Raw genomic sequence first — 19,127 nt, forward strand, 5'->3', positions numbered from 1 at the left:
CGGTAACGAGGCGCGTCGGCTCGCGGTGCGCCCAGGGAGAGATCATGCCGCGCCAGCTCGAACGATTCCCGAACCTTGTCACGATGTTCTTCGCGCGCGCCGCGGAGAAGGGCGCCGCGCCGTTCCTGTGGACCAAGACGAGCGGGGCTTGGGTCGCCACCAGCTGGGCCGATGCCGCGCGCCAAGTCGCAAGCCTTGCCACCGCACTTACCGCGATCGGCCTTAAACGCGGCGACCGCGTCATGCTGGTCAGCGAGAATCGCCCCGAATGGTGCCTCAGCGACCTCGCGATCATGGCGGCGGGCTGCGTCACGGTGCCGACCTACGTCACCAACACCGAACGCGATCACCTCCACATCATCGAGAATGCGGGCGCCTGCGCGATCATCGTCTCGACCGCGAAACTGGCCAAGACGCTGCTTCCCGCGGTCATCCGCTCAAACCAGGCGCACACGGTCATCGGGCTCGAGGACATGAAGGTTCCTTCCTCGATCGACTTCCACAACTGGCACGCGCTGATCGCCGCGCATCCGACCGCGCCCGAGACCGCCGCCGCGCGCGCCGATTTCACGCGCGAGGATCTCGCTTGCATCATCTACACCTCGGGCACCGGCGGCGCGCCGCGCGGCGTGATGCAGCACCACGGCGCGATCCTGCACAATTGCGCCGGGTGCGCCGCGGTGATCTCCGAGGATTTCGGCTGGGACGACGAGGTCTTCCTGTCGTTCCTGCCGCTCAGCCACGCCTATGAGCACACCGGCGGCCAGCATTTCCCGATCTCGCTGGGTGGGCAGATCTATTATGCCGAGGGCCTCGAAAAGCTCGCCGCGAACATCGAGGAGACGCGGCCGACGATCATGTTCGTCGTGCCCCGCCTGTTCGAGGTCCTGCGCACGCGCATTTCGAAGACGATCGAGAAACAGGGCGGCGCGTCGGCCTACCTCCTGGCGCGCGCGCTCGACATCGGCGGCAAGCGCTATGCCGGTCGCCTCCGCCTGATCGACCGGCCGATGCAGGCGGTGGTCGCGACGCTGTTCAAGCCGAAGATCTCGAAGAAATTCGGCGGCCGGCTGAAGGCGATGATCTCGGGCGGGGCACCGCTCAACCCCGAGGTCGGGCTGTTCTTCGAATCGCTCGGGCTCACCTTCCTGCAAGGCTATGGCCAGACCGAGGCCGCACCGGTCATCTCGTGCAATCGTCCCAAGGCGGGCGTCCGGATGGACTCGGTCGGCCCCGCGCTCAAGGACACCGAGGTCCGCATCGCCGAGGATGGCGAGATCCTGGTCCGCGGCGAACTGGTCATGCACGGCTATTGGCGCAACGATGCCGAGACCGCGAAGGTGCTCAAGGACGGCTGGCTCCACACCGGCGACATCGGCGAGATCGACGAGCGCGGCCGGATCCGCATCACCGATCGCAAGAAGGACCTGATCATCAACGACAAGGGCGAGAACGTCGCCCCGCAAAAGGTCGAGGGGATGCTCACGCTCCAGCCCGAGATCGCGCAGGCGATGATCGCCGGCGACAAGCGGCCGTACATGGTCGCGCTGGTCGTGCCCGATCCCGACTGGACGCAGGAATGGTGCGCGCGGAACGGCGATGCGTGCAGCTTTTCGCGGCTGGCGGAGAACAGCGAGTTCCGCACCGCGATCGGACATGCCATCGAGCGGGTGAATGCCGATCTGACGGTAACCGAGCGCGTGCGCCGGTTCGTGCTGGCGGATGGTCCGTTCACGATCGAGAACGAGCAGCTCACGCCAAGCCTGAAGATCCGTCGGCACGTCATCAAACAGGCCTATGGCGAGAGGCTAGACGCGCTGTACAAGGCCTAAACTCAAACCCCTCTCTCCTCGGGGGAGAGGGAGGGGCACGCACTTGCGTGTGGGAGGACGAGGGCACGCGGCTGGCGGAAAGCACGAAGCCGGCGCAAAGCCCGTGCCCTCACCCTCCCGTCGCCAAGAGGCTCCTCCTTCCCTCTCCCCTGCAGGGAGAGGGAAGGAGGTCACTTCTTCGCCGCAGTCGGCACCACCGCCATCGTCCAGTCCTTCTCGGGCCGCAGATACTTCGCCGCGGTCGCCTGCAGCTCGACCGGCGTGGTCGCTACGAGGTCCGACGCGATCCGCTGCGTGGCCGCAATCCGGCGTGGGTCGAACGTCGCGCCGCCAAGCTGCTGCAACCAGAACTGGTTCCCGGTCGAGGCGCGCAGGATATATTGCCCCATCGGCTTCTTGATCCGGTCGAGCTCGTCGGCCGCGATCGGCGTCGAGACCAGTTCCGCCGCAATCTGCCGCGCAATCTGGAAGAAGAACGACACCTTGTCAGGCGCGACCTGCCCGATCGCGACCATCCGCCCGCCGCTGCTCATCCCGACCGGCCACTGGCTCGAGACGTTCGGGCTGTAGCTCGCGCCCGCCGCCTGTCGCAGCCGTTCGAACAACCGGTCGCTGAACACCTGCGCGAGCACGTCGAGCCGGCGCGCCTCGACGATGTCGTCGATCCCGCCGCCGGTCGGCCAGGCGATCACCGCCGCCGCCTGGTTTTCCGGTCCGGTATGCGCGCGCATCACGGGAGTCGTGTTGTGCGCGGGGAAGCCGACTGGCGCGCCGACCGTCGACACGGCGGCGCGCGGCTTGAGCGCGCCGAACGTCTTGGCGACGGCGGCGATCGCGTCCTCGGCCTTCACGTCGCCGAAGATCGAGACCTCGATCGGTCCGGTCTTCAGGATCGGCGCCCAGAACGCGCGAAAGTCCTTCGCGGTGAGCGACTCGACGGTCGCCTTCGACGGCGTTCCCCAGCGCGGATCGCCCGCGCGCAGCAGGCCTTCGAGGTCGCGCGACAACACGCCGTCGGGCGACGAATCATAGCCGGCAAACCCGGCCAGCGCCGCCACCCGCGCGCGCGCGACCGGTGCCGGATCCCAGGCCGGGAAGGCGAGTTTCGCCGCCATCAGCCGCAGCTGATCCGCATAATCCGTCGGCGAGGTGATCGCGTTCAGCGTGAACGCATCGTCGTCGATCCCGAAGTCGAGCCCGATCCGCCGCCCTGCGGTCAACTGGTCGAGATCGCCCTGATCGAGCTTGCCGATACCGCCTGCGACGAGCGCGAGATCACCCGCCCAGGCCGGTGTCGGCCGGTTCGACGGGATCGCGGTATAGCCGCCACCGAACCGCACGCGGACATAGACGCGCCCGGTCTCGCCGGCATTGGGGAACAGCAGCACGCGCGTGCCGTTGGCGAAGTTCACCTGCTCCATGTCGAACGCGGTGATCTTCTCGCGGCTTGCCACGATGCCCGGCTTGCCGAGCGACGGCAGCTTCGAGAAATCGACCGCCGCCTGCGCGCGGCGCTTGCCCGCCAGGCCCGAGACGTCCGCCTTCAACGCCGTCGCCAGCTTCGCCGCGGCGCCCGCGTCGGGGGTCTGCGTGTTCACCAGCGCGCGCGTCGCGGTGCCCTCGAAGATCGCCTTGCTCGACGCGAGCAGCGTGGCAGGCGTGAACATGCCCTTCGCCTTGGCGTCCTGCAGGATCTTGTACGAGGTTTCCGGCCCGGCCACCGTCTCGCGAATGTCGAGCGCGCCGACCATGTCGTCGGCCTGCTTCGACCCCGCCTCGACCTTCGCGGTCTCGACGCTGGTGCGCATGATCGTGTCGAAATCGGCATATTCGCGATCGACCTCGGCCTGGCTCGGCGCGTTGGTCTGTGCGTCGGCGATCACCGCGCGGACGTCCTTCAGCGCCGCCTCCCAGTCGGTGCCGATCGGTACGATGTTGACGCTGGTCAGGTTCGCCGAGCGCGACACGTCGTCGATCGACACGCCCGCCTGGAGGAAGCTGCCGCCGGCGCGCGCGCGCGTTTCGAGGCGGCGGCTGATCAGGCGGGTGGCCAGCACGTCGACCAGCCGCTTCTGGTTCATGATCGCGGTGTCGTCCTTATACTCCCAGGGTCGCACCACGCCGAGCGTCACCACCGCGGGAATCGCCGGTTCGGCGATCGTCGCGGACACCGGCGCCTTCGGATCGGGCTTGCCGAAATCGGGCGTGGGGGTGACTGGGCCGACGCCCTTCCAATCCGCAAAATTCTTGACGATCAGCCGCCCGAACAGCGCCGGGTCCATATCGCCCGAGATGATGACGACGGTATTCTCGGGGCGATACCAGCGATCATGGAACGCCTTCACCGTGGCGCCCGTGGCGGCCTCCAGCGTCTTGATGTTGCCGATCGGCGAGCGGTCCGCGAGCGGCTGTCCGGCGAAGAAGGTCGCGCGGATCGCATCGCCGAAGCGCACCTGCGGCCCTGGCTGCTCGCGCTGTTCGGCGAGCACGACGGGACGCTCCGCGGTCACCGACGCATCGGTGATGACGGGCTTTTCCATCATCCCCGACATGATCTTCAGGCTCTCATCGAGCCCCGCTTCGGTCGCCGACGGCAGATCGAGCTTGAACGTCGTCGAGGTCGGCGTGGTCTGCGCGTTGGTATCGGACCCGAAGGTCGCGCCGAACCGCTGCCACACGCGCTTGGCCTCGCCGTCGGGGACGTATTCGGAGCCGCGGAACGAGAGATGCTCGATGAAATGCGCAAAGCCGCGTTCGCTGTCGGTCTCGTTGAGCGAGCCCGCGTCGATCCGCACGCGCACCGAGACCTGGCCGGGCGGCACGCCGTTCTTGCGCACCGCAAAGCGCATGCCGTTGGGCAACGTGCCGAATTTCCACTCGGGGTCGCGGGTGAGGTCGCTGCCCTTGTAGAGCCACGCGGTCGTATCGATCCCGGTCAGTTCGGGAAGCGTCGGCGCCTCCTTCGCGGGGGCGGAGACGGCCTGCGGCGTCGACATCTGGCCGCTCGCCGGAAGGGCGAGGCCGAGGATGACGGGAAGCAGGGCGGGAGCGCGATACAAGCGCGAGAAAAACACCATCTCGTATCTGTAGCGCCCGCGGACGTCGCTCGCCAGTGCTCGCCTCCGGCGCGGTGCGGCGATGCCATCATTTCGTCCAACACCGCGGGTATATCGTGCTTCGACAAGGGGATCGGCGCCATGATGCGCCAGGATACAGGGTAGAGATGACGGTCGAAGCCAAACTGGGGCAGTCTTCAATGTGGCGGGATTCGGGCGAGACGGCCGTACGACGCGGCGCCCGCCTACCCGATCTGAACATCGTTTCGGGTGCAGCCAGGCCCGGCACACCGATGGTCGCCGAGGCCAACCGCCCTCTGATCATCCGCGTCGGCAAGCATCTGCGCGGCGTGTTCGACCGGATGATCGCATCCTCATCGCTGGTTTCGAACGACGCGGTGCTCGATGTCCGCGACTTCGCCTGGACCGCGGACCTGCGTGACAGCTGGACGGCGATCCGCGACGAAGCGGTGCAGGTCGCGCTGCAAGGCGACGCGTCGCCCAGCCTGGCGACGATCTCGCCCGATCACCGTTCGATCGCCGAGGTCGACAAATGGCGCTCGTTCTTCCTCTATGGCTATGGCTATCCGATCGAAGAGAGTCTCGCGCGCTGCCCGCAGACGGCGGCGGCGGTCGCGCGCATCCCCGGCCTCAACAGCGCGTTTTTCTCGATCCTCGCGCCAGGCACGCATATTCCCGAGCATCGCGGGGTCACCAAAGGCCTGATCACCTGCCACCTCGGGCTGATCGTGCCACGCGACGGCGACGTAAGGATGCGCGTCCACGATCGCACCGTCCGCTGGGCGGAAGGCGAAACGCTGGTGTTCGACGATACCTACCAGCACGAGGTGTGGAACGACACCAGTGGGACGCGCGTGGTGCTGCTGATCCAGGTCGAACGTCCGTTGCGCAACCCGGGCAAGTGGATCGCCGACCTGTTCCTCGGGATCGTCCGTCGTTCGGCGTTCGTCCAGGATGCGGTGCGCAACATCGGCAGCTGGAACGCCGCGGTGAAACAGCTCGACGTCTGAGACGGCCGAAATACACGACACCGCTACCCCAACACCCGCTATCGCACATCGCCCGAAAGAAACGGTTTCCCGTTCCATGCTTGATCCGGTGCCGCCGTCGGGCCACATGCCCCCTATGCTCATCGAAACGGAATCCACCCCGAACCCCTCGACGCTGAAGTTCCTGCCGGGACGCACCGTCATGGACGCCGGCACGCGCGACTTCGCCACCCCCGAGGAGGCCGAGACCAGTCCGCTGGCCGAGGCGATCTTCAATCTTGGTGACGTGACCGGCGTGTTCTTCGGCCGTGACTTCGTCTCGGTCACCGCCGGGCCGGGCGTCGCGTGGTCCGATCTCAAGCCCGACGTGCTCGCGATCCTGCTCGATCATTTCTCCGCCGCGATGCCGCTGTTCAAGCCCGCGCGCGCCGGCTTCTCGGTGCCCTCCGACGAGCCGACGCTGTCGGACGATCCCGCGGATGCCGACATCGTCGCACAGATCCGCGAACTGATCGACACGCGCGTCCGTCCCGCCGTCGCCAATGACGGCGGCGACATCGTCTATCGCGGGTTCGACAAGGGCAAGGTGTTCCTCCAGCTTCAGGGCGCATGCGCAGGCTGCCCGTCGTCGAGCGCGACGCTCAAGAACGGCATCGAGCAGCTGTTGAAATATTACGTTCCCGAAGTCACCGAAGTGCGAGCCGTCTGATGATCGTCGACGATAATGTGCTCGACGCGGTCTTCCGCGATGCGCGCAGCTATAACGGCTATACCGATGAGCCCGTCGCCGAGTCCGAACTCCACGCGATCTGGGATCTGATGAAGTGGGGCCCGACGTCGGCCAACCAGCTTCCGGCGCGGCTGATCTGGGTGACCAGCGACGCGGCGAAGCAGAAGCTTGCCGACGCGTGCAGCGCGCAGAACCAGCCTAAGATCCTCAAGGCGCCGGTGTCGGTGATCATCGGCATGGACACCAATTTCCACGAGCATCTGCCCGAGCTGTTCCCGCACGCCGACGCCAAGGCTTGGTTCGACGGCAATGCCGAGCTTCGTGAGGCGTCCGCGTTCCGCAACTCGACGTTGCAGGGCGCATATCTGATCATCGCCGCGCGGATGCTCGGGCTCGATACCGGGCCGATGTCGGGTTTCGATGCGGGCAAGGTCGATGCGGCGTTCTTTCACGAGACGCCGGCGGTGCGGACCAATTTCATCGCGACGCTCGGCCACGGCGATCCCGCGACGATCTACGCGCGGTCGCCGCGTCCCGATTTCGCGAAGTTCAACAGCATCGCCTGAGGGGGAGAGACCTGCTCCCTCTCCCCCGCGGGGAGAGGGTCGGGGTGAGGGGCCGTTGGGAAGGACGGCGTTCGCGGCGCCCCTCACCCTGACCCTCTCCCCGAGTGGGAGAGGGAATAAGACATGCGCATTCTGGTAATCGAAACATCCACCACCGCCTGCTCGGTCGCGCTGATCGAGGACGGCGTCGTCATCGCGCGCGCGCACGACGTGGTCGGGCGTGGCCATGCCGAGCGGCTCATCCCGATGATCGCGGGCCTGCCCGATGGTGGCCGCGCCGATCGCATTCTCGTCGATTGCGGCCCCGGCAGCTTCACCGGCGTGCGCGTCGGGATCGCCGCCGCGCGCGGCCTCGCGCTCGGCTGGGGCGCGCAGATCGCCGGATTTTCGTCGCTCCCGCTGATCGCCGCCGCGGGGTTCGCCGATCGCTTAACCGACGATAGTGCGGTGGTCATGGAAGGCGGGCATGGCGAGGTCTTCATGCAGGCCTTTGCCGCCGATCTGTCGCCGCGATCCGCCATGGTATCGCTGAAGCCCGAGGTTGCGCTCGCCGCGCTGGCGGGCCGCCGCGCGGTCGGTAACGGCGTGCGCTGGCTCGCCGCGCTCGATGACGGCCTGGACCTCACCGAAGCGCTGCCCGACGCCGCCGCCGCGATCCTGCTCCCCGCGGAACTTACTGCGCTGTCGCCAAGCCCGATCTACGGTCGCGCACCCGACGCCAAACCCTCGGTCGCGAAATAATGGCGACGCGACAGGCCGCCACGCGCGCCGTCACGCTGCGTACCGGTGACGCCCGCGATCTCGCGATCGTCGACGCGCTGATGACGCAGGCGTTCGACCCGCGCTACGGCGAGGCGTGGACGCGCAGCCAGTGCCTCGGCGTGCTCGCGCTAACCGGCGTCCACCTGACGCTGGCGTTCGTCGACGACGTCCCGGCGGGCTTCACGATGACCCGATCGGTCGCCGACGAAGCCGAGCTGCTGCTGATCGCGGTCGCCCCCGATTATCGCCGTCGGGGCGTCGGCACCGCACTCATCCGCGCCGCCATCGCCGAATGCTCGGTCGGCGCCATCGCCAAACTCCATCTCGAGGTCCGTGCCGGCAACGACGCGGTCAAGATGTATGTTACACACGGCTTCGCGAAGGTGGGCGAACGCCGCGCTTATTATCGCGGCAAGACCGGCGTCGCGTATGACGCACATACATATTCGAAAGATATCAACAGCTAAGGCTTATTGCGAGTCACTATCCCTTTTCGCAACAGCGCGAACGCCCTACATGGCCCTCAACAAGGGAAAGACACATGCCGCGCAAGATCGATCTGGAAGCCCTCTGTAACGAGAAGGGCCTGCGCATCACCGAGCAGCGCCGCGTCATCGCGCGCGTGCTGTCCGAGGCGGACGACCATCCCGACGTCGAGAAGGTCTATGAGCGCGCGTCGCAGATCGACCCGGGCATCTCGATCGCGACGGTCTACCGCACCGTCCGCCTGTTCGAGGAAGCCGGGATCCTCGACCGCCATGATTTTGGCGATGGTCGCGCGCGCTACGAGCCCGCACCCGAGGCGCATCACGATCATCTGATCGACGTGGAGAGCGGCAAGGTGATCGAATTCGTCGATCCCGAGCTCGAGCAGTTGCAAAAGGCGATCGCGGAGAAGCTGGGCTTTCGCCTGGTCGATCACCGCATGGAGCTTTACGGCGTGGCGCTCGCTCGCAAGGACTGAAGGCGATCGGCCGGATACGCCTTGCGGCGCGACTGACGGCGCTGGTGTCGGCGCTCGTGCTGGCGCTTCCGGTGCATGGCGCATGGCGACTGTTCGGGCGCACGTCGCCCTGGCCGCCGCGCTTCCTGGGACTGGTCGCACGGATCGTGGGGGCCAAGGCCCGCATCGCCGGCACGCCGCTCCGCCACGACGTCGTATTCGTCTCGAACCACCTGAGCTGGATCGACATTCTGCTTCTGTCCGGGGCGACCGGCAGCGCGTTCGTGGCGAAGTCCGAACTCCGCAACGTACCGCTGGTCGGCTGGCTCTGTACGCTCAACCACACCATCTTCGTCAGCCGGGCCGACCGCATGGCGGTGACCGCACAGATCGCCGAAATCCGCGACGCGCTGGCGGCGGATCGGCCCGTCACGCTGTTTCCCGAGGGCACGACCGGCGACGGCACCACGCTCCTGCCCTTCAAGGCCGCATTGCTGGCAGCGCTCGATCCGCCGCCGCCCGGCGTCAGGATTCAGCCGGTCCGCATCGACTATGGCGCGGCGACGCACGAACTCGCCTGGGTCGGCGACGAACTTGGCCAACACCACGCCGCCCGCGTCCTGAAACGCAGGGGCAGCTTCGTGGCGACATTGCACTTCGCAGACGACTTCGATCCGGTCGACTATGGCGACCGCAAGGCGATCGCTGCCGAAGCCCGCCGCCGCATGGAAGCGCTCTGACCCTATGTTTCCCCGCGAAGGCGGGGATCCAGTCTGGGCTACCGCCTTCGCGGGGGAACAGGGGGGAGCGAGTTGCCCTCCAAACCGCAAACACCACCCCGGCGAAGTCCGGGGCCCAATTGGAGAGGTCGCAGTAACGAAGCGCCGCCCTCGGTTAGCGACCTTCCCCAATTGGACCCCGGCCTCCGCCGGGGAGGTGCTTCTGATGCCTTGCAGGTACGCTTGGATACCGGGGCCCGAAGACGCCCCTCCCCCCGCCGCCGCAAATTTGATAGGGCGCGCGCATGACCTCGAAACCCAAGACCTATCACGTCAAGTCGTTCGGCTGCCAGATGAACGTCTATGACGGCGAGCGCATGGCCGAACTCATGGCCGCGCAGGGCCTCACCCAGGCCGACGCGGTCGATGCCGACGTCGTTGTCCTGAACACGTGCCACATCCGCGAACGCGCGACCGAAAAGGTCTATTCGGACATCGGCCGCCTCCGCAAGGACCAGCGCCGCAAGTCCGGCAAGACGCCGATGATCGCGGTCGCCGGCTGCGTCGCACAGGCCGAGGGCGAGGAGATCTTCACCCGCGCCAAGGTCGACATCGTCGTCGGTCCGCAGGCCTATCACAACCTCCCCGAGCTCGTCGCCAAGGCAGCCGCGGGCACGCCGTCGCTCGACACCGACATGCCGCTGCTGTCGAAGTTCGGCGCGCTGCCGGCGCGCCGGAAAGTCGCGCCGGCAGCGTTCCTGACGGTGCAGGAAGGCTGCGACAAGTTCTGCACCTATTGCGTCGTCCCCTACACCCGCGGCGCCGAGATCAGCCGGCCGTTCGCCGCGATCGTCGACGAGGCCAAGGCGCTGGTCGACGCCGGCGCGCGCGAGATCACGCTGCTCGGCCAGAACGTCAACGCATGGTCGGAGAACGCCAATACTCCAGAGGGGCGCGGCCTTCACGACCTGATCCGCGACCTCGACCGCATCCCCGGCCTCGCGCGGATCCGCTACACCACCAGCCACCCCAACGACATGACGCAGGGCCTGATCGACGCGCACCGCGACGTCGAGAGCCTGATGCCGTTCCTCCACCTCCCCGTCCAGGCGGGCAGCGACCGCGTGCTGAAGGCGATGAACCGGTCGCACACCCGCGACTCCTATCTCCGCCTGCTCGACCAAGTCCGCGCGGTACGCCCCGACATCGCGCTATCGGGCGACTTCATCGTCGGCTTCCCCGGCGAAACCGATGCCGAGTTCGAGGATACGCTGAGCTTGGTCGATGCGGTCGGCTATGCGCAGGCCTACAGCTTCAAATACAGCCCGCGCCCCGGCACCCCCGCCGCGTCGATCGTCGAGCAGGTCCCCGAGGCGGTGATGGACGAGCGTCTCCAGCGCCTCCAGGCCGCGCTCAACCGCGATCAGCACGCCTTCAATGCTGCCACCGTCGGCCGCACCTGCACCGTCCTGCTCGAACGCCCCGGGAAGCTCCCCGGCCAGCTGATCGGCAAGTCGCCCTGGCTGCAATCGGTCCACCTGATCGGCGACCACGCGATCGGCGACCTGGTAGAGGTAACCCTCGCCGCCGCCGGCCCCAACTCCCTCACCGGCATCGAACGCATCGCCCAAGCCGCCTGAAACCGCCCCCACCTTATTTCACCACCCCGGCGAAGGCCGGGGCCCAATTGGGGACCGGCAATAACGACGGACGATCCCTCGTTACATCGACCTTTCCAATTGGACCCCGGCCTCCGCCGGGGTGGTACAGCGGCTGGTTTCGTTGGTGGCGTCCGCCACATCGCCCCCCTGAGGCTTTCGGGCAACGCCACCCCAACCTTCGCGCACCGCACGAAAACTACCGCTGTCCACCACCCGAATCCCCTGCCACACTCGCCCCCGATGCAGCTTCGCCCACGCGACTCGAATCATCTCCAGGCGGGTGCCCCGGCACCGCTTGAACGCGCGGGCTCCCATGCTCATCTCTGGTCGAACGCCATCCCAGGCGTGATGCGTGTCGGCCCGGCCATACCCGATCATCGATCCGACACGCTTGCCCCCGAAAGGACCGCATGAGCCGCAAACCCGTTCCCGCCCAGTCCGGTGACCGCGCCCGAGTCGAACTGCTGTTCGACAAGCCCCAACTCCTCGTCCGGCTGTTCGGCCAGTACGACCAGAATCTCGTGGCGCTGGAAAATCGCCTCGGCGTGTACATCACCGCGCGCGGCAACAAGATCGGGCTGGAGGGGACCGCCGAACAGGTCGCCAAGGCGCGCGACGTGCTCCACGATCTCTATGCCCGGATCCAGCGTGGCGAGGATGTCGACACCGGCCTCGTCGACGCGTCGATCGCGATGGCCGACGAACCCGTGCTCGAAGGCATTATCCGCGCGGATGCCGGCGGCGGCGGCGCCCCGCCGATCATGATCCGCACGCGGAAGAAGACGATCGTCCCGCGCACGCCCGCGCAGGCGCACTACATGCGCGAGCTGGCCAACAACGACATGATCTTCGCGCTCGGACCAGCAGGGACCGGCAAGACCTATGTCGCGGTCGCGCAGGCGGTGCAGCAGCTGATCACCGGCAGCGTCCAGCGGCTGATCCTGTCGCGCCCCGCGGTCGAGGCGGGCGAGCGGCTGGGCTTCCTGCCCGGCGACATGAAGGAGAAGGTCGATCCGTATCTGCGCCCGCTCTACGATGCGCTGTACGACTGCCTCCCCGCCGAGCAGGTCGAACGCCGCATCGCGAGCGGCGAGATCGAGGTCGCACCGATCGCTTTCATGCGCGGCCGCACGCTGGCCGACGCGTTCGTGATCCTCGACGAGGCGCAGAACACCACGCCTGCGCAGATGAAGATGTTCCTCACCCGCTTCGGTCAGAACAGCCGGATGGTGATCTGCGGCGATCCCAAGCAGGTCGACATCCCCGGCGGCGTCGCGGCATCGGGTCTGGCCGACGCGGTCCGCCGTCTGGAGGGGGTCGAGAGCATCTCGATGTGCCGCTTCACCGTCGGCGACGTCGTCCGCCATCCGATCGTCGGCCGCGTCGTCGAAGCCTATGAGGGCAGCGACGCCTGATCCGCGCGCGGCTATCCCGGACACCCCGGGATAGCCGCCGGACCATCCGCATACCGTAAAGGGTGCGGAACTTTGCCGCATGTGTAATGATTTCGCCCTGACGTTTCCGCCGGAAGGACCCGCATGCTCGAAATCGCGCTTTCTTCGGAAGCTCCCTGGCCCGACCAGGACTGGGACGCGCTCGCCCAGCGCGCCGCGACCGCGGCGATCGAGCGCACGCCGCACGGCGAACTGCTGACCAGCGCCGCCACGGTCGAGATCTCGTTCCGGCTCGCCTCCGACGACGAGGTCCACACGCTCAACAAGCAGTATCGCCAGAAGGACAAGCCGACCAACGTCTTGTCCTTTCCGATGGTACAGGCTGACCTGCTCGAAACCATCACGCAGAATTCGGACGATGGCGAGGTGCTGCTCGGCGACATCATCCTCGCGCACGGCGTCTGCGTCGCGGAAGCCGCGGAGCGCGGCATCTCGGTCGAGGATCATGCGATGCATCTGATGGTGCACGGCACGCTGCATCTGCTAGGCTATGACCATATCGACGACGACGAGGCGGAGGGTATGGAGCAGATCGAACGCGACGTGCTCGCCGCGCTCGGGCTCCACGATCCCTATTTGATAACAGAGGACTGACGACCACGATGGCCGATGGCCCCACTGCCGGTAACGGCGATAGTAGCGACAGTATCTGGCGCGGGCTCAAGGGCCTGATCTTCGGCAACCCGGACGAATCGCTCCGCGACCAGCTCGAGGATGCGATCGACCGGCACGAGGGCGACCCCGCTCCCGATGCCAAGGGCGACCTGACCCCGCTCGAACGCCAGATGGTCCGCAACCTGCTCCACTTCAGCGAGCGCGATGCGGGCGATGTCGGCGTGCCGCGCGCGGACATCATCGCGGTCGAGGAGGACACGCCGTTCGCCGACCTGGTCAAGCTGTTCGCCGAGGCGGGCCATAGCCGCTTGCCGGTGTACCGCGACAACCTCGATACGATCATCGGGATGGTCCACATCAAGGATGTGTTCAACATCCTCGCGACCGGCGCCGAGCATCCGGCGTCGATCGCCGGCCTGATCCGCGAGCCGCTCTATGCGCCGATGTCGCGCGGCGCGCTCGATCTGCTCGCGGACATGCGGCAGAAGCATGTCCACCTGACGATCGTGCTCGACGAATATTCGGGGACCGAGGGGCTCGTCACGTTCGAGGACCTGATCGAGGAGATCGTCGGCGACATCGAGGATGAGCATGACGATGCGCCGCAGGTCCTGATGACGCCGATCGACGGTGGCGCCTGGGATGTCGACGCGCGGGCCGAACTCGAAGACGCAGCCAAGCTGATCGATCCGCGTCTCGCCGAGGTCGATGGCGATATCGATACGCTGGGTGGTCTGGCGGCGTTGCTCGCCGGCCACGTGCCGCAAGTTGGCGAATGCGTCGATCATCCGAGCGGCTGGAAACTGGAGATCACCGATGCGGACGAGCGCCGCATCAATCGGCTGCGGCTGCATCCGCCGGCCGTCCCGATCGAGGATGACGACTGACGTGCTGTTCCCCTCCCCCGCAGGGAGGGGAACGGATGCCGATTTCGCACCGCGTTTGCCGTTCATGCGCGCGGCGCAGATATCACCCACCCGATCACTGCCGACGACGCAATCTATTTCCCCAATCAGTGTGCGAGTGGCATACCAGCCGCAACGTCAGAATACGCTGAATTGGAGATGGTATGACCACCGAAGCACCCACCGCAGGCCAATGCCCGATGCATGGCGGTTCGTCGCACCAGGCGACCAACGAGCCTGGCAAGATGGACGGCCCCGCCGTCCTGTTCGAAATGACCAACCGCACTTGGTGGCCGAACCAGCTTAACGTCTCGGTGCTCCACCAGAATCCGCCCGCCGGCGATCCGATGGGCGACGACTTCGACTATGCCGAGGCGTTCAAGGCGCTCGACCTCGCAGCCGTCAAGGCGGACATCGTCGCGTTGATGACCGACTCGCAGGAGTGGTGGCCGGCCGATTTCGGTCATTACGGCCCACTCTTCATCCGCATGGCATGGCATGCCGCGGGCACCTATCGGATCGGTGACGGTCGCGGTGGTGCGGGCGCAGGGCAGCAGCGGTTCGCGCCGCTCAACTCGTGGCCCGACAACGCGAACCTCGATAAGGCGCGCATGCTGCTGTGGCCGATCAAGCAGAAGTACGGCCAGAGCCTGTCCTGGGCCGATCTCCTCGTGCTCACCGGCAATTGCGCGCTCGAATCGATGGGCTTCAAGACCGCGGGCTTTGCCGGCGGCCGCATCGACGTGTGGGAGCCTGCGACCGACGTGAATTGGGGTGCCGAGCGTGAGTGGCTTGCCGACGAGCGCTATTCGGGCGACCGCGATCTCGCGCATCCGCTCGCCGCGGTCCAGATGGGCCTCATCTACGTCAATCCCGAAGGCCCGAACGGCAACCCCGATCCGATGGGCTCGGCGCGCGACATCCGCGAGACCTTCGCGCGCATGGCGATGGGTGACGAGGAAACCGTCGCGCTGATCGCCGGTGGCCACACCTTCGGCAAGACGCACGGCGCCGCCGAACCCGATCCCTATATCGGTCCCGAGCCCGAGGGCGCGGGGATCGAGATGCAGGGTCTCGGCTGGGCGAACAGCTACGGCAAGGGCAATGCCGGCGACACGATCACCAGCGGCCTCGAAGTCACCTGGACGCAGGAGCCCACCAAGTGGACCAACCTGTATTTCGAGAACCTGTTCGGCCACGAATGGGAGCTGACCAAGAGCCCCGCCGGTGCGCACCAGTGGGTCGCGAAGGACGCGGCCGAGGACGTGCCCGACGCGCATGACGCCACCAAGAAGCATCGCCCGACGATGCTGACCAGCGACATCGCGCTGCGCGTGGACCCGGCATACGAGAAGATCTCGCGCCGCTTCCACGAGAATCCGGACGAGTTCGCCAAAGCGTTTGCAGAAGCTTGGTACAAGCTGACGCACCGCGACATGGGCCCCTACCCGTTGCTGCTCGGCCCCGAAGTTCCGGCCGAGCCCCGCATCTGGCAGGATCCCGTCCCCGCTGCCGAGGGTGAGCCGCTCTCCGACGCCGATGTTTCGGCGCTGAAGGCAAAGATCCTCGATTCGGGGCTTTCGATCTCGCGTCTGGTCAAGACGGCGTTCGCGTCGGCCTCGACCTATCGCGGTACCGACAAGCGCGGTGGTGCAAACGGCGCGCGCATCCGACTCGCCCCGCAAAAGGACTGGGCGGTTAACGAGCCCGCCGAACTCGCCAAGGCGCTCTCGACGTTCGAGGGCATCCAGCGCGACTTCGCTGGCAGCGGCAAGACCGTATCTCTCGCCGACCTGATCGTGCTCGGCGGCAATGCCGGGATCGAGGCGGCCGCCAAGAAGGCGGGTCACGACCTGACCGTGCCGTTCACGCCGGGCCGCACCGACGCGTCGCAGGAGCAGACCGACGCGATCTCGTTCGCCCCGCTCGAGCCGCGCACCGACGGCTTCCGCAACTATGTCGGCGAGACCTCGGTCTATTCGGCCGAGGAACTGCTGGTCGACCGTGCGCATCTGATGGGCCTCACCGCGCCAGAGATGACCGTGCTCGTCGGCGGCTTGCGCGTGCTCGGCGCCAACCATGGCGACTCGAAGCTTGGCGTGTTCACCGATCGTCCCGAGACGCTCACGAACGACTTCTTCCGCAACCTCCTGCGGACGAGCTTCACCGCGAAGTGGACCGCGACCGGTGACGGGACGTTCGAGGCGCGCGATCGCAAGACGGGCGAGACGACGATGACCGGCAGCCGTGTCGACCTCGTCTTCGGCTCGAACTCGCAGCTGCGGGCGCTGGCCGAAGTCTATGCGGCCGACGATGCGAGCGCAAAGTTCGCGGGCGCGTTCGTGAAGGTCTGGAACAAGGTGATGAACGCCGATCGCTTCGACCTCGCCAAGGTCCGCGCGGAACAGGACGCCGCGATCTCGTAAGCGACGTCGCGTGATGAAGGGGGCCGCCAGCAGCAATGCCGGCGGCCCTTTTCGTTCGCCCCCGCAAATCCTCCCCCGCCTGGGGGCGGTGGCGCCGAAGGCGACGGAGGGGGCGGACACGGAACAGCCGTTCCCCCTTCCCGCCCCCTCCGTCAGGCTAACGCCTGCCACCTCCCCCTGGCGGGGGAGGATTGCCGCCCAGCCCCGCTCGGTCGTCATCGTAGCGAAAGCTGAACGACCGCGGGGAAGAGATTGCCCCCGCCCTCTCGCCCCCCTAATCTCCCGCCATGCGCAAACACATCCTCATCGTCCTCGGCCTGATCCTGCTCGTGATCGCGGCCGGCGTCACCTATCTTGCCTGGCCCGACACGGCGAAATTGCCGGTCGATCAGGTCGCCGGCAAGCGGCCCAAGATCACCGATCCGCGCATCCAAACGATCCCGACCGTCAAGGTCGCCAAGGTCGTCGGCTGGGAGAACGGCGCGATGCCGACCCCCGCCGCGGGCCTGAAGGTCCAGCCGTTCGCCACCGGGCTCGATCACCCGCGCTGGATGTACCGCCTCCCCAATGGCGATGTGCTGGTCGCCGAGACGAACTCGCCCCCGCGCGAAGGCGGCGGGATCACCGGCTGGGTGATGAAGGTGCTGATGGGCCGCGCCGGTGCGGGCGTGCCCTCGGCCAACCGCATCACGCTGCTACGCGACGCGAACGGTGACGGCGTCGCGGAGACGAAGTCGGTCTTCATGACCGGACTCAACTCGCCGTTCGGCATGACGCTACTCGATGGCCAGCTCTATATCGGGAACACCGATGCGCTCGTCCGCGTGCCCTATACCGACGGCGCGACCAAGATCACCGCGAAGCCCGAGCTGGTCATCAAGCTCAACCCAGGCGGCAACCACTGGGCGCGCAACGTCATCACCGCTGCGGACGGGAAGACGCTGTATGTCGGCGTCGGCTCGTCGTCGAACATTGCCGAGAACGGCATGGACGCCGAGAAATACCGCGCCAACATCCTGCAGGTCTGGCCGAAGGACAAGAACTGGCGGATCTATGCCGCCGGCCTGCGCAACCCCAACGGCATGGCGATCAACCCCAAGTCGGGCGGGCTGTGGACCGTCGTCAACGAGCGCGACATGCTCGGCTCGGATCTCGCGCCGGATTACATGACGCAGGTCGAGTTCGGCGACAATTTCGGCTGGCCCTGGTATTATTGGGGCGGCTATCCCGACAGCCGGGTCGAGCCGAAGAACCCCGCGCTCCAGCAATATTCGAAGCGCCCGGACTATGCGCTGGGGCCACACGTCGCGGCACTTGGCCTGACCTTCTCGGCCGACGCCAAGCTCGGTGCGCGCTTCGGCAACGGGGTGTTCGTCGGCGAGCATGGCTCGTGGAACCGCAAGCCCGTCTCGGGCTACAAGGTCGTGTACGTGCCGTTCGGCAACACAGGCTTCCCGGCGGCGAACGCGAAGCCCGTCGACGTTCTCGGCGGCTTCCTGAACAAGGACGGAGATGCGCAGGGCCGCCCGGTCGGGGTCATTACCGACAAGACTGGTGGCCTGCTGGTGGCCGACGATGTCGGCAACGTGATCTGGCGGGTCAGCGCGGGCGGCTGATCCGGTGGGGGTGGCTACAATGCTACCCCCCAACCCAGCAATCGCGTCAGGGCCGTTCCGCCAGAATCCCCCGCGCAGCGTCCAGATCATCCTCGTCGACCATGACGCGCACCGGGATCAGCAGCCAGCTTCCCTCCATGATCGACATCCCGCCATCGAATGCCACCGCGGGAATGCCCTCGCTCTCGAGCCGCCCGACGATGATATGCGCCTCGTTCCGACCGTATCGGCCCAGTTCGGCGAGACTCATGCGCTGACGCGGTCCGGCAGTACGGTGCCAAGCCGAACCGGCAACCCGTCGATGCTCGCGACGGGGCCGGCGAGTTCCTCGACCCGCTCGGCCTCGGTCTGCTTGGCGTGATATTTCGACAGCGTCTGGCGCTCGCGCTCCAGAGTCATGAACGGCACGCCCCATCCACAACTCGTCTGGACTTCGCTAACTGCAATCACGAAGATCTGCCGCGTTCCCGGCAGCGGGGCGAACTGCGCATAGAGCGCCGCCCATTCCGCGTCCTGCGGCAGCACCGCGCGACCCGTGCCATAGATGCGGAAGATCAGCGCCGGCTGATCGAAGGCGCAGAACATGATCGTGATCCGCCCGTCCGCGGCCAGATGCGCGTTGGTCTCGTTCCCGGAGCCGCCCACGTCGAGATACGCGACCGTCGTCGGATCGAGCACGCGAAAACTGTCCATGCCCTTCGGACTGAGGTTGATCCGCGCGCCCTCCGCTGCGGTCGCAACGAAGAACACCGGCTGCCGCGCGACGAAAGCGCGGTGATCGTCCGTGAGCGCGGGAAAGAATTCCATCGATCAACTCCGAATTGACGCGCGT

At 66.8% G+C, this 19,127-nt stretch carries 17 protein-coding genes; 14 read left to right on the forward strand and 3 right to left on the reverse strand.

The window, feature by feature from the left end:
• Positions 1 to 44: 44 nt before the first annotated feature.
• Positions 45 to 1,832, forward strand: a complete 1,788-nt coding sequence (locus tag ASF00_RS01425; protein WP_055873114.1) for an AMP-dependent synthetase/ligase — start codon at positions 45 to 47, stop codon at positions 1,830 to 1,832.
• Positions 1,833 to 2,002: 170 nt separating this feature from the next.
• On the opposite strand, the gene ASF00_RS01430 is transcribed toward ASF00_RS01425, so the two are convergent.
• Positions 2,003 to 4,909: a M16 family metallopeptidase gene (locus ASF00_RS01430; RefSeq protein ID WP_055873117.1), complete on the reverse strand. Its 2,907-nt coding sequence runs from the start codon at positions 4,907 to 4,909 to the stop codon at positions 2,003 to 2,005.
• A gap of 146 nt (positions 4,910 to 5,055) precedes the next feature.
• Between ASF00_RS01430 and ASF00_RS01435 the strand changes: the two genes are divergently transcribed.
• The 13 genes from ASF00_RS01435 (at position 5,056) to ASF00_RS01500 (ending at position 18,295) form a co-directional block, all read left to right on the forward strand.
• Positions 5,056 to 5,919 (forward strand): aspartyl/asparaginyl beta-hydroxylase domain-containing protein, encoded by an 864-nt coding sequence (locus ASF00_RS01435; RefSeq protein WP_082463156.1) that lies wholly within the window; start codon positions 5,056 to 5,058, stop codon positions 5,917 to 5,919.
• A gap of 115 nt (positions 5,920 to 6,034) precedes the next feature.
• Entirely contained in the window at positions 6,035 to 6,607 is a 573-nt protein-coding gene (locus ASF00_RS01440; protein ID WP_055873122.1) for a NifU family protein, read from the forward strand.
• On the forward strand, positions 6,607 to 7,194 hold the full coding sequence (locus ASF00_RS01445) for a malonic semialdehyde reductase (RefSeq protein ID WP_055873125.1): 588 nt from the start codon (positions 6,607 to 6,609) through the stop codon (positions 7,192 to 7,194). Before ASF00_RS01440 ends, ASF00_RS01445 begins: the two co-directional genes overlap by 1 nt.
• Positions 7,195 to 7,317: 123 nt before the next feature.
• Positions 7,318 to 7,935, forward strand: a complete 618-nt coding sequence (gene tsaB / locus ASF00_RS01450) for a tRNA (adenosine(37)-N6)-threonylcarbamoyltransferase complex dimerization subunit type 1 TsaB (protein ID WP_055873129.1) — start codon at positions 7,318 to 7,320, stop codon at positions 7,933 to 7,935.
• On the forward strand, positions 7,935 to 8,423 hold the full coding sequence (locus tag ASF00_RS01455) for a GNAT family N-acetyltransferase (RefSeq protein WP_055873132.1): 489 nt from the start codon (positions 7,935 to 7,937) through the stop codon (positions 8,421 to 8,423). The genes tsaB and ASF00_RS01455 overlap by 1 nt, the downstream gene beginning before the upstream one ends.
• A gap of 74 nt (positions 8,424 to 8,497) precedes the next feature.
• The gene (locus ASF00_RS01460; protein ID WP_055873135.1) at positions 8,498 to 8,920 is read left to right on the forward strand and encodes a Fur family transcriptional regulator; all 423 of its coding nucleotides are present in this window, start codon (positions 8,498 to 8,500) and stop codon (positions 8,918 to 8,920) included.
• A 44-nt stretch (positions 8,921 to 8,964) separates the two neighbouring features.
• Positions 8,965 to 9,639, forward strand: a complete 675-nt coding sequence (locus tag ASF00_RS01465) for a lysophospholipid acyltransferase family protein (RefSeq protein ID WP_235525537.1) — start codon at positions 8,965 to 8,967, stop codon at positions 9,637 to 9,639.
• A 284-nt stretch (positions 9,640 to 9,923) separates the two neighbouring features.
• A complete protein-coding gene (miaB, locus tag ASF00_RS01470; protein ID WP_082463157.1) occupies positions 9,924 to 11,258 on the forward strand; it encodes a tRNA (N6-isopentenyl adenosine(37)-C2)-methylthiotransferase MiaB in 1,335 nt (444 codons plus the stop codon).
• 431 nt (positions 11,259 to 11,689) lie between these two features.
• Positions 11,690 to 12,694, forward strand: coding sequence for a PhoH family protein (locus ASF00_RS01480; protein WP_055873144.1), 1,005 nt, complete (start codon positions 11,690 to 11,692; stop codon positions 12,692 to 12,694).
• Between the two features lie 123 nt (positions 12,695 to 12,817).
• A complete protein-coding gene (ybeY, locus tag ASF00_RS01485) occupies positions 12,818 to 13,327 on the forward strand; it encodes an rRNA maturation RNase YbeY (RefSeq protein ID WP_055873147.1) in 510 nt (169 codons plus the stop codon).
• An 8-nt stretch (positions 13,328 to 13,335) separates the two neighbouring features.
• Positions 13,336 to 14,235 (forward strand): hemolysin family protein, encoded by a 900-nt coding sequence (locus tag ASF00_RS01490; RefSeq protein ID WP_055873149.1) that lies wholly within the window; start codon positions 13,336 to 13,338, stop codon positions 14,233 to 14,235.
• 182 nt (positions 14,236 to 14,417) lie between these two features.
• Complete coding sequence (gene katG / locus ASF00_RS01495; RefSeq protein ID WP_055873152.1) at positions 14,418 to 16,679, forward strand: catalase/peroxidase HPI; 2,262 nt, start codon at positions 14,418 to 14,420, stop codon at positions 16,677 to 16,679.
• A gap of 287 nt (positions 16,680 to 16,966) precedes the next feature.
• Entirely contained in the window at positions 16,967 to 18,295 is a 1,329-nt protein-coding gene (locus ASF00_RS01500) for a PQQ-dependent sugar dehydrogenase (protein WP_055873156.1), read from the forward strand.
• A gap of 46 nt (positions 18,296 to 18,341) precedes the next feature.
• Here ASF00_RS01500 and ASF00_RS01505 read toward each other — a convergent pair whose 3' ends face one another.
• Both ASF00_RS01505 and ASF00_RS01510 read right to left on the reverse strand, forming a co-directional pair.
• A complete protein-coding gene (locus ASF00_RS01505; protein WP_055873159.1) occupies positions 18,342 to 18,545 on the reverse strand; it encodes a putative signal transducing protein in 204 nt (67 codons plus the stop codon).
• Positions 18,542 to 19,102, reverse strand: coding sequence for a pyridoxamine 5'-phosphate oxidase family protein (locus tag ASF00_RS01510; protein ID WP_055873160.1), 561 nt, complete (start codon positions 19,100 to 19,102; stop codon positions 18,542 to 18,544). Before ASF00_RS01510 ends, ASF00_RS01505 begins: the two co-directional genes overlap by 4 nt.
• Between the last annotated feature and the right edge of the window lie 25 nt (positions 19,103 to 19,127).

It is taken from the genome of Sphingomonas sp. Leaf34, assembly GCF_001421805.1.
Lineage (GTDB): Bacteria > Pseudomonadota > Alphaproteobacteria > Sphingomonadales > Sphingomonadaceae > Sphingomonas.

Excerpts from the sequence above, each read along its gene's own strand:
- ASF00_RS01425 (WP_055873114.1), top strand. The coding sequence starts at position 45 with ATGCCGCGCCAGCTCGAACGATTCCCGAACCTTGTCACGATGTTCTTC.
- katG (WP_055873152.1), top strand. The coding sequence starts at position 14,418 with ATGACCACCGAAGCACCCACCGCAGGCCAATGCCCGATGCATGGCGGT.
- ASF00_RS01440 (WP_055873122.1), top strand. The coding sequence starts at position 6,035 with ATGCTCATCGAAACGGAATCCACCCCGAACCCCTCGACGCTGAAGTTC.
- ASF00_RS01435 (WP_082463156.1), top strand. The coding sequence starts at position 5,056 with ATGACGGTCGAAGCCAAACTGGGGCAGTCTTCAATGTGGCGGGATTCG.
- ASF00_RS01480 (WP_055873144.1), top strand. The coding sequence starts at position 11,690 with ATGAGCCGCAAACCCGTTCCCGCCCAGTCCGGTGACCGCGCCCGAGTC.
- ASF00_RS01460 (WP_055873135.1), top strand. The coding sequence starts at position 8,498 with ATGCCGCGCAAGATCGATCTGGAAGCCCTCTGTAACGAGAAGGGCCTG.
- ybeY (WP_055873147.1), top strand. The coding sequence starts at position 12,818 with ATGCTCGAAATCGCGCTTTCTTCGGAAGCTCCCTGGCCCGACCAGGAC.
- ASF00_RS01505 (WP_055873159.1), bottom strand. The coding sequence starts at position 18,545 with ATGAGTCTCGCCGAACTGGGCCGATACGGTCGGAACGAGGCGCATATC.
- miaB (WP_082463157.1), top strand. The coding sequence starts at position 9,924 with ATGACCTCGAAACCCAAGACCTATCACGTCAAGTCGTTCGGCTGCCAG.
- ASF00_RS01455 (WP_055873132.1), top strand. The coding sequence starts at position 7,935 with ATGGCGACGCGACAGGCCGCCACGCGCGCCGTCACGCTGCGTACCGGT.
- ASF00_RS01490 (WP_055873149.1), top strand. The coding sequence starts at position 13,336 with ATGGCCGATGGCCCCACTGCCGGTAACGGCGATAGTAGCGACAGTATC.
- ASF00_RS01445 (WP_055873125.1), top strand. The coding sequence starts at position 6,607 with ATGATCGTCGACGATAATGTGCTCGACGCGGTCTTCCGCGATGCGCGC.
- ASF00_RS01510 (WP_055873160.1), bottom strand. The coding sequence starts at position 19,102 with ATGGAATTCTTTCCCGCGCTCACGGACGATCACCGCGCTTTCGTCGCG.
- tsaB (WP_055873129.1), top strand. The coding sequence starts at position 7,318 with ATGCGCATTCTGGTAATCGAAACATCCACCACCGCCTGCTCGGTCGCG.
- ASF00_RS01500 (WP_055873156.1), top strand. The coding sequence starts at position 16,967 with ATGCGCAAACACATCCTCATCGTCCTCGGCCTGATCCTGCTCGTGATC.
- ASF00_RS01430 (WP_055873117.1), bottom strand. The coding sequence starts at position 4,909 with ATGGTGTTTTTCTCGCGCTTGTATCGCGCTCCCGCCCTGCTTCCCGTC.